Annotated in this window: 10 protein-coding genes; 7 read left to right on the forward strand and 3 right to left on the reverse strand. The window is 63.7% G+C overall.

From position 1 onward, the window contains the following. The first annotated feature begins 300 nt into the window (after positions 1 to 300). From galU to odhB, 3 genes are all read left to right on the forward strand, one after another. Positions 301 to 1,215 carry a UTP--glucose-1-phosphate uridylyltransferase GalU gene (gene galU, locus JWQ90_RS21715; RefSeq protein WP_299697083.1) on the forward strand — a complete coding sequence of 305 codons (915 nt, stop codon included), beginning with the start codon at positions 301 to 303 and terminating at the stop codon, positions 1,213 to 1,215. Positions 1,216 to 1,341: 126 nt separating this feature from the next. Next, positions 1,342 to 4,224, forward strand: coding sequence for a 2-oxoglutarate dehydrogenase E1 component (locus JWQ90_RS21720; protein WP_299697084.1), 2,883 nt, complete (start codon positions 1,342 to 1,344; stop codon positions 4,222 to 4,224). A gap of 58 nt (positions 4,225 to 4,282) precedes the next feature. Further along, positions 4,283 to 5,554 (forward strand): 2-oxoglutarate dehydrogenase complex dihydrolipoyllysine-residue succinyltransferase, encoded by a 1,272-nt coding sequence (odhB, locus tag JWQ90_RS21725; protein WP_299697085.1) that lies wholly within the window; start codon positions 4,283 to 4,285, stop codon positions 5,552 to 5,554. Between the two features lie 79 nt (positions 5,555 to 5,633). Here odhB and JWQ90_RS21730 read toward each other — a convergent pair whose 3' ends face one another. Further along, on the reverse strand, positions 5,634 to 7,055 hold the full coding sequence (locus JWQ90_RS21730; protein ID WP_299697086.1) for an ATP-binding protein: 1,422 nt from the start codon (positions 7,053 to 7,055) through the stop codon (positions 5,634 to 5,636). Further along, positions 7,039 to 7,713 (reverse strand): response regulator transcription factor, encoded by a 675-nt coding sequence (locus JWQ90_RS21735; protein ID WP_299697087.1) that lies wholly within the window; start codon positions 7,711 to 7,713, stop codon positions 7,039 to 7,041. The genes JWQ90_RS21730 and JWQ90_RS21735 overlap by 17 nt, the downstream gene beginning before the upstream one ends. Before the next feature lie 138 nt (positions 7,714 to 7,851). Here JWQ90_RS21735 and JWQ90_RS21740 point away from each other — a divergent pair, with 138 nt between their 5' ends. After that, positions 7,852 to 8,865 carry a hypothetical protein gene (locus tag JWQ90_RS21740; RefSeq protein WP_299697088.1) on the forward strand — a complete coding sequence of 338 codons (1,014 nt, stop codon included), beginning with the start codon at positions 7,852 to 7,854 and terminating at the stop codon, positions 8,863 to 8,865. Between the two features lie 128 nt (positions 8,866 to 8,993). Here the strand turns inward: JWQ90_RS21740 and zwf are convergent, their stop codons facing one another. Next, positions 8,994 to 10,475 carry a glucose-6-phosphate dehydrogenase gene (gene zwf, locus JWQ90_RS21745; RefSeq protein WP_299697089.1) on the reverse strand — a complete coding sequence of 494 codons (1,482 nt, stop codon included), beginning with the start codon at positions 10,473 to 10,475 and terminating at the stop codon, positions 8,994 to 8,996. Between the two features lie 181 nt (positions 10,476 to 10,656). Here zwf and edd point away from each other — a divergent pair, with 181 nt between their 5' ends. The 3 genes from edd (at position 10,657) to JWQ90_RS21760 (ending at position 13,698) form a co-directional block, all read left to right on the forward strand. Next, positions 10,657 to 12,540, forward strand: a complete 1,884-nt coding sequence (edd, locus tag JWQ90_RS21750; protein ID WP_299697090.1) for a phosphogluconate dehydratase — start codon at positions 10,657 to 10,659, stop codon at positions 12,538 to 12,540. 70 nt (positions 12,541 to 12,610) lie between these two features. Beyond that, positions 12,611 to 13,243: a bifunctional 4-hydroxy-2-oxoglutarate aldolase/2-dehydro-3-deoxy-phosphogluconate aldolase gene (gene eda / locus JWQ90_RS21755; protein ID WP_299697091.1), complete on the forward strand. Its 633-nt coding sequence runs from the start codon at positions 12,611 to 12,613 to the stop codon at positions 13,241 to 13,243. Then, the gene (locus JWQ90_RS21760) at positions 13,243 to 13,698 is read left to right on the forward strand and encodes a hypothetical protein (protein ID WP_299697092.1); all 456 of its coding nucleotides are present in this window, start codon (positions 13,243 to 13,245) and stop codon (positions 13,696 to 13,698) included. The genes eda and JWQ90_RS21760 overlap by 1 nt, the downstream gene beginning before the upstream one ends. Position 13,699: the final 1 nt, after the last annotated feature.

Raw genomic sequence — 13,699 nt, forward strand, 5'->3', positions numbered from 1 at the left:
CCGTTCCGCGCACGCTGCTGCGTCAGAAATGCTCGCAATAGTCACCACTATTGCTGTGCTTTCTTCCTTGCATCGCACACGGCCCGGACGCCCGGACCCATCCGCTTCCTCCGATTCAGCGGACTAGCCGATCGCAGCGGTGCCGGGGCTATCGTCCGTCATTAGTATTTTCGAATACGGCCACAGCACCGAAACGCATGCATTTGTCATCCTGAACCCCTAAACTGTCGCGCGCTGCGAGGCCTTCCGGGCATGGACATTGCCAGACCGGCGGCCCCCGATCTTTTTTTGGAGCGATGCATGCGAATTCGTAAGGCGGTATTCCCGGTTGCTGGTCTGGGCACGCGGTTTCTCCCCGCGACCAAGGCCAGCGCCAAAGAAATGCTGCCGGTCGTCGACAAGCCCTTGATCCAGTACGCGGTGCAGGAGGCGATCAGCGCTGGCGCCGAAGAACTGATCTTCATCACGGGCCGCTCGAAGAATTCCATCATGGATCACTTCGACAAGGCCTACGAGCTGGAGGCCGAGCTGAGCCAGCGCGGCAAGGAAAAACTGCTGCAGACGGTGCAGGAAATCCTGCCGCCGGGGATCACCTGCATCTTCATCCGCCAGGCCGAAGCCCTGGGTCTGGGCCACGCGGTGCTGTGCGCCTGGCCGGCGGTGGGCGACGAGGATTTTTCGGTGATCCTGGCCGACGACCTGATCGACGGCAAGCTGCGCCCCTGCCTGGCGCAGATGCAGCGCGTCTACCAGGAGTACGGCACCAGCGTCATCGCCACGCAGCGTGTGCCCAAGGAAGAAGTGTCGCAATACGGCATCGTCGAGACCCAGCCGGTCGGGCCGGGCCTGGGCGAGATCCGCCGCATCGTCGAGAAACCGAAACCCGAGGATTGCACCTCGAACCTCGCCGTCGTCGGCCGCTACATCCTGACGCCGCGCATCTTCAAGCTGCTCGAGCGCACGCAGCGCGGCGCCGGTGGCGAAATCCAGCTGACCGATGCGATCAGCATGATGATCCAGGAGCAGACCGTGCTGGCCTACGAGTTCGAAGGCACGCGCTACGACTGCGGCTCCAAGCTGGGCTACCTGAAGGCCAACGTCGAATACGGTCTCAAGCACCCTGAGCTGGCCGATGATTTTCGCGAATACCTGACCGAGCTTCAGATCGATCTGAAGAAGCCCGAGAAGATCGAAAAAGTACATGCCAAGAAGTAAGTAACAACCCGCCGTGCGGGGCGGCTGTGCCGCCCTTGTCTCTGCCGCGATCCCTCAAGCGGCTCATTCGCCCCGCACGGTGTTTCCCTCAAGCCTCAACGCAGAGCATCGCGGCAGCCAAAGAAAATGAGCGGTAACAAATATCAGAGTCTGATCGAGTCGAGCTCGATCCAGGGCGCCAACGCCGCCTACGTTGAAGCCTACTACGAGCAGTTCCTCGAAGACCCGGAGTCGGTCGACGCGTCCTGGAGAGCCTATTTCAGGCTGATCCAGGATCAGAACGCGCCGCGCGAAGTCGCCCACAGCGACGTGCTGGCGCGCTTCGAAAAACTGGCGCGCGAGAAGAAGCCGGGCACCATCGTCAACACGGCGTCGGCCGCTCAGGGCAGCTTCGACGCGCGTGCGGCGGAAAAGCAGGGCGGGGTGCTGCGCCTGTTGAATTACTACCGCGTGCGCGGCCACCAGGCGGCTCGCCTCGATCCGCTGAATATCGCGCCGCAGGTGATGGTGCCGGATCTCGATCCGGCGTTTCATGGCTTGAGCAACGGCGACATGGATACGGTGTTCAACACCGGGTCCCTGATGCACGAAGGTCCGGATCGCCTGCCGCTGCGCGAGATTATCCGCATCATCAAGAACGTGTATACCGACACCGTCGGTGCCGAATACATGTACATCACCGAGACCGCGCAGAAGCGCTGGATCCAGAAGCGTCTCGAAGGCCAGGCGTTCAAGCCTAAAGTCCCAACCGAGTCCAAGCCCGAGCTGCTCAAGCAGCTGGTCGCGGCCGAAGGCATCGAGCGCTACCTGCACAACAAGTACGTCGGCCAGAAACGCTTCTCGCTGGAAGGCGGCGACTCGCTGATTCCGGCGATGGACGAAGTGCTGCGCGGCGCTGCGGTTCGCGACGTCGAGGAGATCGTCATCGGCATGGCCCATCGCGGCCGCCTCAACGTGCTGATCAACGTGCTCGGCAAATCGCCGAAGGATCTGTTCGCCGAGTTCGAGGGCAAGTACTCGGCCGAGAGCCTGTCACGTGCCGGTGACGTCAAGTACCACATGGGCTTCTCGACCGACGTCGAGGTGCAGGGCAAGCGCCTGCACCTGGTGCTGGCCTTCAATCCCTCGCACCTGGAGATCGTCAACCCGGTCGTCGAAGGCTCGGTCAAGGCGCGGCAGACGCGCCGCAACGACGAAGTCGGCCATCGCGTGGTGCCGGTGCTGATTCACGGCGACGCCGCTTTCGCCGGGCAGGGTGTGGTCATGGAGACCATGCAGCTGTCGCAGGCCAAGGGCTATGGCACCGGCGGCACGCTGCACATCATCGTCAACAACCAGATCGGCTTCACCATGCCGAACCCGATCGAGGCGATGCCCGGCCACGATTCGCGCACCAGCCGCTACTGCACCGATCTGGCGAAGATGTTCGAAGCGCCGGTATTCCATGTCAACGGCGACGATCCCGAGGCGGTGGTGTTCGTCACGCGGCTGGCGATGGACTTCCGCAACGAATTCCACAAGGACGTGATCGTCGATATCTGCTGCTATCGCCGCCTCGGCCACAACGAGGCCGACACGCCCAGCATCACCAGCCCGCAGATGTACGAGGCGGTGAAGAAGCAGCCGACCACGATGAACCTCTACGCGCGCAAGCTCGAGGAGGAGGGCACGATCGCCAAGGGCGATATCGATGGTCTGGTAAAGGCCTATCGCGACGGCCTGGACAAGGGCGAGAACATTGCTCGCACGACGCTCGGCCTGGTCGGCAACAAGTACACCGTCAACTGGGCCAACTACACCAAGGGCGAGTGGGATACGCCGGCGGATACTGCGATCAGCCTGGAAACCCTGCGCACCGCGCATGCTCGCGTCGCCAAGCTGCCGGATGGCTTCACGCTGCACCCGCTGGTGAAGAAGCTCTACGACGACCGCGCCAAGATGGCGGCCGGCGATCTGGCGATGGACTGGGGCTTTGCCGAAACCATCGCGTACGCGACGCTGGTCAACGACGGCTTTTCGGTGCGCCTGTCCGGTCAGGACGTGCGCCGTGGCACGTTCTCGCATCGTCACGCCACCGTGCACGACGCGGTTACCGGCAACCGCCATACCGCGCTGCGGCATCTCGATCCCGACAAGTACCGCTTCGTCGCCACCGACACGCTGTTGTCCGAAGAGGGCGTGCTCGGCTTCGAGTACGGCTACTCGACCGCCGATCCGGATTGCCTGGTGATCTGGGAGGCGCAGTTCGGTGACTTCGCCAACGGTGCGCAGGTGGTATTCGACCAGTTCATTGCATCCGGTCAGGCCAAGTGGGGCCGCGCCTGTGGTCTGGCGGTGTTCCTGCCGCATGGCTACGAAGGGCAGGGTCCGGAACATTCTTCCGGCCGCCTGGAGCGCTGGCTACAGCTGTCGGCCGGCAACAATCAGCAGGTCTGCGTGCCATCGACGCCGGCGCAGATGTTCCACATGCTGCGCCGCCAGATGAAGCGCGGCCTGCGCCTGCCGCTGATCGTGATGACGCCGAAATCGCTGCTGCGTCATCCGCTATCGGTGTCGACGCTCGACGACATCACCAAGGGACGCTTCCAGCCGATCATCGCCGACAGTGAGATCGATGCGGCAGGCGTCGATCGCATCGTGTTCTGCGCGGGCAAGGTTTATTACGACCTGTACCAGGCGCGCCTGAAGCAGCAGCTCGGCAATGTCGCGATCGTGCGTATCGAGCAGCTGTACCCGTTCCCGCGTCAGGATTACGAGAACATTCTGGCGACCTATCCGAACGCCAAGGACGTGATCTGGTGCCAGGAAGAGCCGGAGAACCAGGGCGCGTGGTACCAGATCAAGCATCGTCTGAGCGCGTACCTGCTGCCGCAGCACCGCCTGCTGTATGCGACGCGTCCGGGTATGTCGACCACCGCGGTCGGCTACCTGAAAGTGCACAACAAGGAGCAGGAAGAAGTCGTCAACGGCGCACTGAGCGGCGGCAAGCCGGCCGGTCACAACGCCTGAAAACGATCGCTAAAAAGCTCCTGACTACGAACAAACAAAAAAAGGACTCTCATTCAAGATGAGCATCGAGATCAAAGTACCTGCGCTACCGGAATCGGTGGCGTCGGCAACCATTTCCACCTGGCATCTGAAGGCCGGCGAAGCGGTGAAGCGCGAGCAGAACCTGGTCGATCTGGAGACTGACAAGGTGATGCTGGAAGTGCCGTCGATGGTCGACGGCATCCTCAAGGAAATCCGCATCCAGCCGGGCGCGACGGTCAATGCCGGCGACGTGATCGGCATCATCGAAGAGGGCGCAACCGCCGCCAGCCCGCCGGCTGCGGAACCGCAGATGATGGGCAAGGCCGAGGCGCGAGCTTCTGCGCCGGGCAGCTCGACGACGACGCCGGTTCCGGCCACCAACGGCGCCGGTGACGACGGCCAGAGCCCGGCGGTCCGCAAGCTGCTCAGCGAACTCGGCCTCAGCTCGGCGAACATTCCGGCGACCGGCAAGGGTGGTCGTCTGACCGTCGAAGACGTGAAGGCCGTCGCCGGCGCTCAGCCGGCCAAGGCGGCCCAGGCTCCGGTATCGACGCCGGCTCCGGTCAGGAGCGAGGCGCCGGCGACCGCGCCGCGTACTTCCGCCGGTCTGCGTGAAGAACAGCGCGTGCCGATGACGCGCATTCGCGCGCGTATCGCCGAGCGTCTGAAAGAAGCGCAGAACACCGCGGCGATGCTGACGACTTTCAACGAAGTCGACCTGAAGGCGGTCAACGATCTGCGCGCCAAGTTCAAGGACAGCTTCGAGAAGACCCACGGCACCAAACTCGGCTTCATGTCGTTCTTCGTCAAGGCCGCGATCGAAGCGCTGAAGAAGTACCCGCTGGTCAATGCCTCGATCGACGGCAGCGATGTCGTGTATCACGCGTACTACGACATCGGCGTTGCCGTCTCGAGCGATCGCGGCCTGGTCGTGCCGATTGTGCGCGATGCCGACACGCTGTCGTTCGCTGAAATCGAAAAAACCATCGCCGGTCTCGGCGCGAAAGCGAAAGCCAACAAGCTGACGATGGAAGATCTCACCGGCGGCACATTCTCGATCACCAACGGCGGCATTTTCGGCTCGATGATGTCGACGCCGATCCTGAACCCGCCGCAGGCCGCGATCCTCGGCATGCACGGCATCTTCGACCGCCCGGTCGTGGTAGAGGGGCAGATCGTGATCCGCCCGATGATGTACCTGGCGCTGACCTACGATCACCGCATCATCGACGGCCGCGACGCTGTGCTGTTCCTGAAGACCATCAAGGAAGGCCTGGAAGATCCCAGCCGCCTGCTGCTGCAGGTCTGATCGCTCGTTTTCATTCAAAAAGCCCGCGAAAGCGGGCTTTTTTGTCACTGCGGACGATTCCGGCCGAAGTCGCTCCCAATCACGCGGCGCGGTTGCCGGGCGGGAGCGGAAACCGCAGTATCACGACCAGACCCGGCACTGCGTCCGCCAGCACCAGCTCCGCACCGTGCAGACGTGCCACGGCCTGCACCAGACTCAGTCCGAGGCCATTGCCCGGCAGGTTGCGCGACTGGTCGAGTCGCACGAAGCGCTCGAGCACGCGTGCGCGGTCTACCGCGGCAATACCCGGCCCGGTGTCGCTGGTCGCGAGTTCCACGCTGTTGCCGATGCGCCGGACGCTCAGACCTACTTGACCGCCCGAGGGTGTGTATTTGATGGCATTGTCGAGCAGATTGCCCAGCGCCTGCGCGAGCAAGTCGCGGCTTCCGAGGATGCTCACTTGCTGGCGATCGCTGCTGTCGAGCGTCTGGCCTTTTTCTTCCGCCAGCGGACCGTAAAGATCGGCGACATCGTGAGCCAGCGCGTCGAGGTTCACCGGCTCCCAGCCATTGCTCGCACTGCCGGCCTCGGCCTGGGCAATGCCGAGCAGCGCATTGAAAGTACGGATCAGCTGGTCGACGTCGTCGAGGCTGTGGCCGAGCGTCTCGCGGTACTCGGCACCGTCGCGCGGCTCGAGCAGCGCCACTTCGAGTTGCGAGCGCAGGCGTGCCAGCGGGCTGCGCAGGTCATGTGCGACATTGTCGGTGACTTCGCGCAGGCCCCGTACCAGTTGCTGGATACGATCGAGCATCGTGTTGAGACGCGCGGCGAGCGTGTCGAACTCGTCATTGCGCTCGCTGACCGGTACGCGCCGCGCCAGATCTCCGGCTGCGATATCGGCTGCGGTGCGGCCGATATCGTCCATGCGTCTCAGCATCGTGTGCGAGAGGCTCAAGCTCAGCGGCAGCGCGAGCAAACCCGCGACGCCGAGCACTTCGCTGAGATAGTCGGTGATCTCCAGCAATTGCTCTGCTTCAGCGTCTCGGTGTATCAGCAGCAGGCGGCTGCCATCGGCAAACATCCAGGCGACGGCCAGGCCGAAAACGTCGGAGTCCGAGAGGTCTTTCGGAACGACTTCCTCCTCGATCAATACGAGGTGGGCACGGCCATCGAGTGTTATCGATTGTTCGCTTGGCCAGGCGATCAGGTTGCCCTCACGACGCGCGCCCTCCGCAGTGACCAGCAGGAACAGACGATCGTCCCGCTTTGCACCGGCCTGCAGCTGCCGGAGCCCTTGGATCATTTCGGCTTCTCTACCGTTGTCGTGTGCGAGGACAAGAACGTGCAGCTTGCTTTCGATCTCGGCGCGTGTCCGATCGTCGATGTGGCTATGCTCTACCCACATCAACGCCGCCAGGGCGCCGCCGAGCACCAGCACGTAGATCAGCGCATAACGCAGCGCAAAGCGTACGGCGGTAGTTCGCAGCAGGCGCGGCAAGCGCACGCTAGCTCGCTTCGCCAAGCTGATACCCGGCTCCGCGCACGGTATGCAGTAGCTGCAGCTCGAAATCCTTGTCGATCTTGTTGCGCAGCCGGCTGATCTGCACGTCGATGACATTGGTCTGCGGATCGAAGTGGAAGTCCCAAACCTGTTCCAGCAGCATCGTGCGCGTGACGACGTGTCCGGCGTGGCGCATCAGGCACGCCAGCAGCCGGAATTCCCGCGGCTGCAGTCGCAGCAGGCGGCCTGCGCGTTTTACGGTCTGGCACTGCAGATCGAGTACCAGATCGCCGACGACGAGCGCTTCGCCCATTGGCGCGGGCTGGCGACGTTGCAAGGCCTCTAGCCGTGCCAGCAGTTCTCTGAACGCGTAAGGCTTCACCAGATAGTCATCGCCCCCGGCGCGCAGTCCGGCGACGCGGTCGTCCACTTCGCCGAGCGCCGACAACACCAGCACCGGTGTCCGATTCCCGTCCGCGCGCAACATGCGGATGATGGAAAGCCCGTCGCGCTTCGGCAGCAGGCGGTCTGCGACGATCACATCGTAGGAACCGCGCAACGCGAGCTGCAGGCCGCTGTCGCCGTCGGCGGCGTGATCGACGACGTGCGCACACTGTCCCAGTCCCTTCACCAGGTATTCGGCGGCGCGCGCGTCGTCTTCGATCATCAGGATATGCATGCCCCGATCATAGTCCCGCGCCGCCGCGTCGCCATTACCGGATCGCAATGTATTGGAAAGGGCCGCGACAGGGCACCGGAATCAGAATGGGACGCTGCGATTCCCGCCAGCTTTTCCACTGCGTAAAGGAGTACGACGATGATAGCGATCGAGAGATTGATCAGTGCCGCCAGAAAGCGTTTGGGCCCGGAAGGGAAACATCAATGGACGCGATCGGCCCTGCTCTGTCCCTTGCTGCTGGCGGGGCTGCCCGGCAACAGCAGCGCGGCGGGACTGGTGCAGGCCGTTACCGGGAACTTTTGCTCCGCCGCCGCCGCCGACATGAGGACCGCCTGCGGTTTCGATACCGCGGACAATTTCTGGGTGAAGTCCGCGATCTGCGCGAACCTTGCCGATGCTGACGAGCGGGCGGCCTGCGAGGAGGAGAAGAGGCAGGACTTCGCCGACGATCACGCGCTCTGCGCGGCTCAGTACGCGGGCCGGGCCGATGTCTGCAAAGACCTCGGCGAAGCACGCTACGATCCGGTGGTCGACCCGGCCAATTTCGTCGATCCTGCGGCGATCGGCACCTCGGTTGCCGCCAATCCTTTCCTGATTCTGACGCCGGGCTATACCCGGATTTATAGCTCGCCGACAGAGCTGATTACGGTCACCGTCACGAAGAAGACGGTAAAGATCGATGGCGTGATCTGCACCGTCGTCCATGACATTTCAAAATCGGGCAACTACGTAAACGAAGATACCGACGACTATTTTGCGCAGGACCTTCAGGGCAATGTCTGGTACTTCGGGGAATTGTCGACGGCCTACGACAAGGGCGAGCTGCCGAGTACCGATGGCTCGTTCAAGGCCGGCATCGACGGGGCCAAGCCCGGCATCGTCATGTTCGCCGCAGCGCAGCTGGGCCAGGAGTATCGCGAGGAGTTCGCTCTCGGCGAAGCCGAAGATATTGCCAAGGTGGAAAGTCTCACCGCCACGGAAACCGTCCCGGCAGCGAGCTGTGCCGGCAACTGTCTCAAGACGCTCAATTTCACACCGCTGGAACCCGACGCGACCGAGAACAAGTTCTACGTCCCCGGCATCGGCGAGATTGTGTCCTTCGATTCTGCCGATCCTAGCCAGCGTGAGGAGTTGGTCGAGTACCACTACTGAGCCGCTGTTTTAGGGGTTCTATAACGGCGATTTCCGAAGCGCAACTGTAGGAGCGGGTCATACCCGCGACTGTGCCGGCGGGGACTCAGTCGCGGGTATGACCCGCTCCTACAGTTGCGGATCGAGGTTTATTGGTACCCGTCTTCGCGCCACGAAAACCCGTCGCGCGTGATCAGCGTGCTGGCTGCCGTCGGGCCCCAGGTTCCGGCCGCATAGGTCTTTGGCGGTTCGCCGATCGCATCCCAGCCGTCGCGGATCGGGTCGATCCAGCGCCAGGCTGCGTCGAGTTCGTCGCGGCGCATGAACAGGGTCAGCTTGCCGAGTATCGCGTCCATCAGTAGGCGCTCGTACGCATCCCACTGCCGGGTCTTGAACTCCTGCTTGAAGTCGAGATTCAGATCGACCGGACGTACCTTCATCTCGGCGCCCGGTACCTTGACCATCAGGTACAGCATCACTTCCTCGTTCGGCTGCAGGCGGATGACCAGGCGATTGCCTTCGTTGGCCGACGACGGAAGAATCGCGTGCGGCACCGGCCGGAAGTTGACGACGATTTCGGCGACGCGTTCCTGCATGCGCTTGCCGGTGCGCAGATAAAACGGCACACCCGACCAGCGCCAGTTTTCCAGCTCGGCTTTGATCGCGACGAAAGTCTCGTTGGTACTGTCGCCGGGGATGCCCTCTTCATCCAGATAGCCGGGGACGGCCTTGCCATCGATCGCACCGGCGCGATACTGGCCGCGCACGGTCTTGGTCTTGATGCAATCCAGCGTAATGGGCTTCAGCGCACGCAGCACTTTCAGCTTCTCGTCGCGCACGGCGTCGGGATCGATGCTCGACGGCGGCTCCATCGCCATGATGCACAGCAGCTGCAGCAGATGGTTCTGCACCATGTCGCGCAGCGCGCCGTAGCGATCGTAGTACTCGCCGCGGCCCTCGACGCCGACCGTTTCGGAGATCGTGATCTGCACGTCCTGGACGTTGGATCGGCGCCACAGCGGCTCGAAGATCGAGTTGCCGAAGCGCAACGCGATCAGGTTCTGCACGGTCTCCTTGCCCAGGTAGTGATCGATGCGGAAGATCTGCCGTTCTTCGAAGATCTTGCTGACCGCCTCGTTGATCTCGTAGCTGGAGGCGCGATCGCGGCCCAGCGGCTTTTCCAGCACGACGCGCGTCTGCGGGGTCACCAGGTGCGCGGCTGCGAGGTTCTGGCAGATCTGCGCGAACAGGCTCGCCGCGGTCGACAGATAGAACACACGCACACGTTCGCCTGAGTTCTGCAGGCGCCGTGCGAGTTCGGCGTAGTCGTCGGCATGCAGACCGTCGAGCCGCAGATATTCCAGGTGCGTGGTGAACGCGGTCCAGGCCAGCGGGTCGAATTCACCATTGGGGATGAACTGCTTGCAGTTTTCGCTGACCAGGTTCAGGTATTCCTCGCGCGTCATCTCCTGGCGCGCGACGCCGATGATCCGCCAGCCCTGGGTGTGCTGGCTGTCGCGGAAGCGGTTGTACAGCGCCGGCAGCAGTTTGCGCATCGCCAGATCGCCGGTGCCGCCGAAGAAGATCAGGTCGAACTCTTGCAAGCTGTTACTGGCTTTCGCGTCCTGCATAATTTCTCCTGTCGTGAAATCGTTTTCACAGACGCCAGTTTTGCATAGAATCCGCTGGTGATGCGACTGCTGCGGCGTTCCAGGAGTTGGAACATGCAGTGTTGCAACGGGTCAAGCCCATATCCCGAGCCGGCTGCTGGCTCAGCTTTTGCCAGTCCGATTATCCGGACAGGGAGACGTCATGCAACATGCCGAGCTGCACCCCGTCATCGCAGCGGTCACGCAGCGCATCGTCACGCGCAGTGCGCCCTTGCGCGGTGCCTACCTGGCGCGGATGAACGCGGCGAAGCGGGCCGGCACGGTGCGTTCGCACATGTCGTGCACGAATCTCGCGCATGCCTTCGCCGCATCCGACGAAGTGGACAAGCGCGAGCTGCGCCAGGGGCGCTGGCCGAATATCGCGATCGTGTCGGCCTACAACGACATGCTGTCGGCGCATCAGCCGCTGCAGCACTATCCCGAGATCATCAAGCAGGCGGCGCGCAAGGCTGGCGCGGTCGCCCAGTTTGCCGGCGGTGTCCCGGCGATGTGCGACGGCGTCACCCAGGGCGAGCCGGGCATGGAACTGTCGCTGTTCTCGCGCGATGTGATCGCGATGGCGACCGCGGTGGCGCTGTCGCACAACAGCTTCGACGCGGTGCTGTGCCTGGGCGTCTGCGACAAGATCGTGCCGGGCCTGCTGATGGGCGCGCTGCATTTCGGCCATCTGCCGGTGATCTTCGTGCCGGCGGGCCCGATGACCTCAGGCATCTCCAACGACACCAAAGCCAAGACGCGCCAGCTTTATGCCGAGGGCAAGGTCGGCCGCGAAGCCTTGCTGGAATCGGAGGCGCAGTCCTATCACGGCGCCGGCACCTGCACCTTCTACGGCACCGCGAACTCCAACCAGATGCTGATGGAGATCATGGGCCTGCATCTGCCGGGCGCGGCCTTCATCAATCCGTACACGCCGCTGCGCGATGCGCTGACCGCCGCGTCGGCGCAGCGCGCGGCCAAGATCACGGCGCTCGGCGACGAGTATCGCCCGCTGTGCGACATCGTCGACGAGCGCAGCATCGTCAATGGCATCATCGGCCTGCACGCCACCGGTGGTTCCACCAATCACACCATTCACATGGTCGCGATCGCGCGGGCCGCCGGCATCCTGATCAACTGGGATGATTTTGCCGATCTTTCCGCGGTAATCCCGCTGATGGCCAAGGTCTATCCGAACGGCAAGGCCGACGTGAATCACTTCCATGCCGCCGGCGGCATGGCCTATCTGATCGGCAATCTGCTCGATCACGGCCTGCTGCATGGCGATGTCGAAACCGTAGCCGGGCACGGGCTGCGGCATTACGCAAAACAGCCGCAGCTGGTCGATGGCACTTTGAGCTGGCGCGATGCGCCGGCAAAGAGTCTGGACGATTCGATCCTGCGTCCCGCGGATGCGCCTTTCAGCGCCGATGGCGGCCTGCGGCTGCTGACCGGCAATCTCGGCCGCTCGGTGATCAAGGTGTCCTCGGTCAAGCCCGAGCATCGCGTCGTCGAAGCGCCGGCCATCGTGTTCGACAGCCAGGAGGCGGTGCAGGCCGCGTTCAAGCGCGGCGAACTGAAGCGCGATTTCGTCGCGGTCGTCCGCTTTCAGGGCCCGCGTGCCAACGGCATGCCGGAGCTGCACAAGCTGACCCCGAGTCTCGGCGTGCTGCAGGACGAAGGCTACAAAGTCGCGCTGGTCACCGACGGCCGCATGTCCGGTGCGTCCGGCAAGGTGCCGGCCGCGATACACGTGACGCCGGAATGCCTGGCCGGCGGACCGCTGGCGCTGGTGCGCACCGGCGACATCATCCGGCTCGATGCCGACACCGGCGAGTGCTACGTGCGCGTGCCCGCTTCGGAATGGGAGCTGCGCTCGCCATCAATGGTCGACACCAGCGCCAATGAACACGGCATGGGTCGCGAGCTGTTCACCAATGCGCGCCTGCATGCGGCCGGAGCGGAGCAGGGTGCGCAGATGTATGCGCCGTATGAAGTGCCGATGCAGGTGAACGTTCCCGAGGTCGAGGCGGTCGAAGCCTCCGCGTAGCCCGGGTGCAACCCGGGTTTGTTGCGAATCCCAAGCCTCCCGGGTTTCCACCCGGGCTACGAGTGCTGACATGAAGATCGACGATATTCTCGCGCTGGGCCCGGTGATTCCGGTGATCGTGATCAAGCAGCTCGAGCACGCGGTGCCGCTGGCGCGCGCGCTGGTCGGTGGCGGTATCCGCGTGCTCGAAGTGACGCTGCGCACGCCGGCCGCGCTCGCCGCGATCCGCGCGATCGGCGAGCAGGTGCCGGACGCGGTGGTGGGCGTCGGCACGATCACGCGAGTGCAGGATCTGAAAGATTCGCTGGCCGCCGGCGCCAAGTTCGGTGTCAGCCCGGGCGTGACTCCGGCGCTGCTCGAGGCGATCCGCGATTCCGGCATGCCGTTTCTGCCGGGCGCGATGACGCCGTCCGATGTGATGCTACGCCGCGACGCCGGCTTCACCGCGATGAAATTGTTCCCCGCGCAACAGGCGGGCGGCATCGGCATGTTGAAGGCCCTGGGCAGCGTCTTCGCCGATGTGCGTTTCTGCCCCACCGGCGGCATCGATGCCGCGACGGCGCCGCAGTTCCTGGCTCTGCCGAACGTGGCCTGCGTTGGCGGCTCCTGGCTCGCGCCGCCCGATCTGGTCGAGCAGGGGCGCTGGAGCGAGATCACGGCGCTGGCGAAAGCGGCCGTGCAACTAGGTGTGAAAACCCGCTGATGCGCGCTGGCGTGTTTATGGCCGTCGGCATCATCGCGACGTCCGCGCCGGCCTTCGCCGCTGATCCCGATTCGACATCCGCGACGCCGGACGCAGCGACGACCCGTTCGGTGGTGATTCCGCCGGAACCAGAGCCGGAGCCGGGCGGACTGGTCTTCGACGTGCCGCTGCCGCAGCAGCGCAGCCTGCGAGAAAACGCCCCGAAGTTCGATCGCCTGCTGCAAGGCCTGCCTGATCTGGAGACCCACGGCGTGCCGTTCAAGAAAGGCTGGACCGAAGCGATTGTCGATTCCTTCAATTCGCAGTGGAAGGACGGCCCGCCGCCTTGCAAGCCGAACCAATGTGTCGGTGCGGATCAGGTGGGGCAGCGCCTGCAACAACTCGACACCGACTACGGTCCGCAGGACGACTGGACCTGGACGCCGCCCAGCCGCTCAGCGGGCGAGGGCGAATAAG

This window comes from Hydrocarboniphaga sp. (assembly GCF_028291725.1).
Lineage (GTDB): Bacteria > Pseudomonadota > Gammaproteobacteria > Nevskiales > Nevskiaceae > Hydrocarboniphaga.

Bases quoted from the DNA above. Each gene is read 5' to 3' on its own strand.
- galU (WP_299697083.1), top strand. From the start codon at position 301: ATGCGAATTCGTAAGGCGGTATTCCCGGTTGCTGGTCTGGGCACGCGG.
- JWQ90_RS21720 (WP_299697084.1), top strand. From the start codon at position 1,342: ATGAGCGGTAACAAATATCAGAGTCTGATCGAGTCGAGCTCGATCCAG.
- odhB (WP_299697085.1), top strand. From the start codon at position 4,283: ATGAGCATCGAGATCAAAGTACCTGCGCTACCGGAATCGGTGGCGTCG.
- JWQ90_RS21735 (WP_299697087.1), bottom strand. From the start codon at position 7,713: ATGCATATCCTGATGATCGAAGACGACGCGCGCGCCGCCGAATACCTG.
- JWQ90_RS21740 (WP_299697088.1), top strand. From the start codon at position 7,852: ATGATAGCGATCGAGAGATTGATCAGTGCCGCCAGAAAGCGTTTGGGC.
- zwf (WP_299697089.1), bottom strand. From the start codon at position 10,475: ATGCAGGACGCGAAAGCCAGTAACAGCTTGCAAGAGTTCGACCTGATC.
- edd (WP_299697090.1), top strand. From the start codon at position 10,657: ATGCAACATGCCGAGCTGCACCCCGTCATCGCAGCGGTCACGCAGCGC.
- eda (WP_299697091.1), top strand. From the start codon at position 12,611: ATGAAGATCGACGATATTCTCGCGCTGGGCCCGGTGATTCCGGTGATC.
- JWQ90_RS21760 (WP_299697092.1), top strand. From the start codon at position 13,243: ATGCGCGCTGGCGTGTTTATGGCCGTCGGCATCATCGCGACGTCCGCG.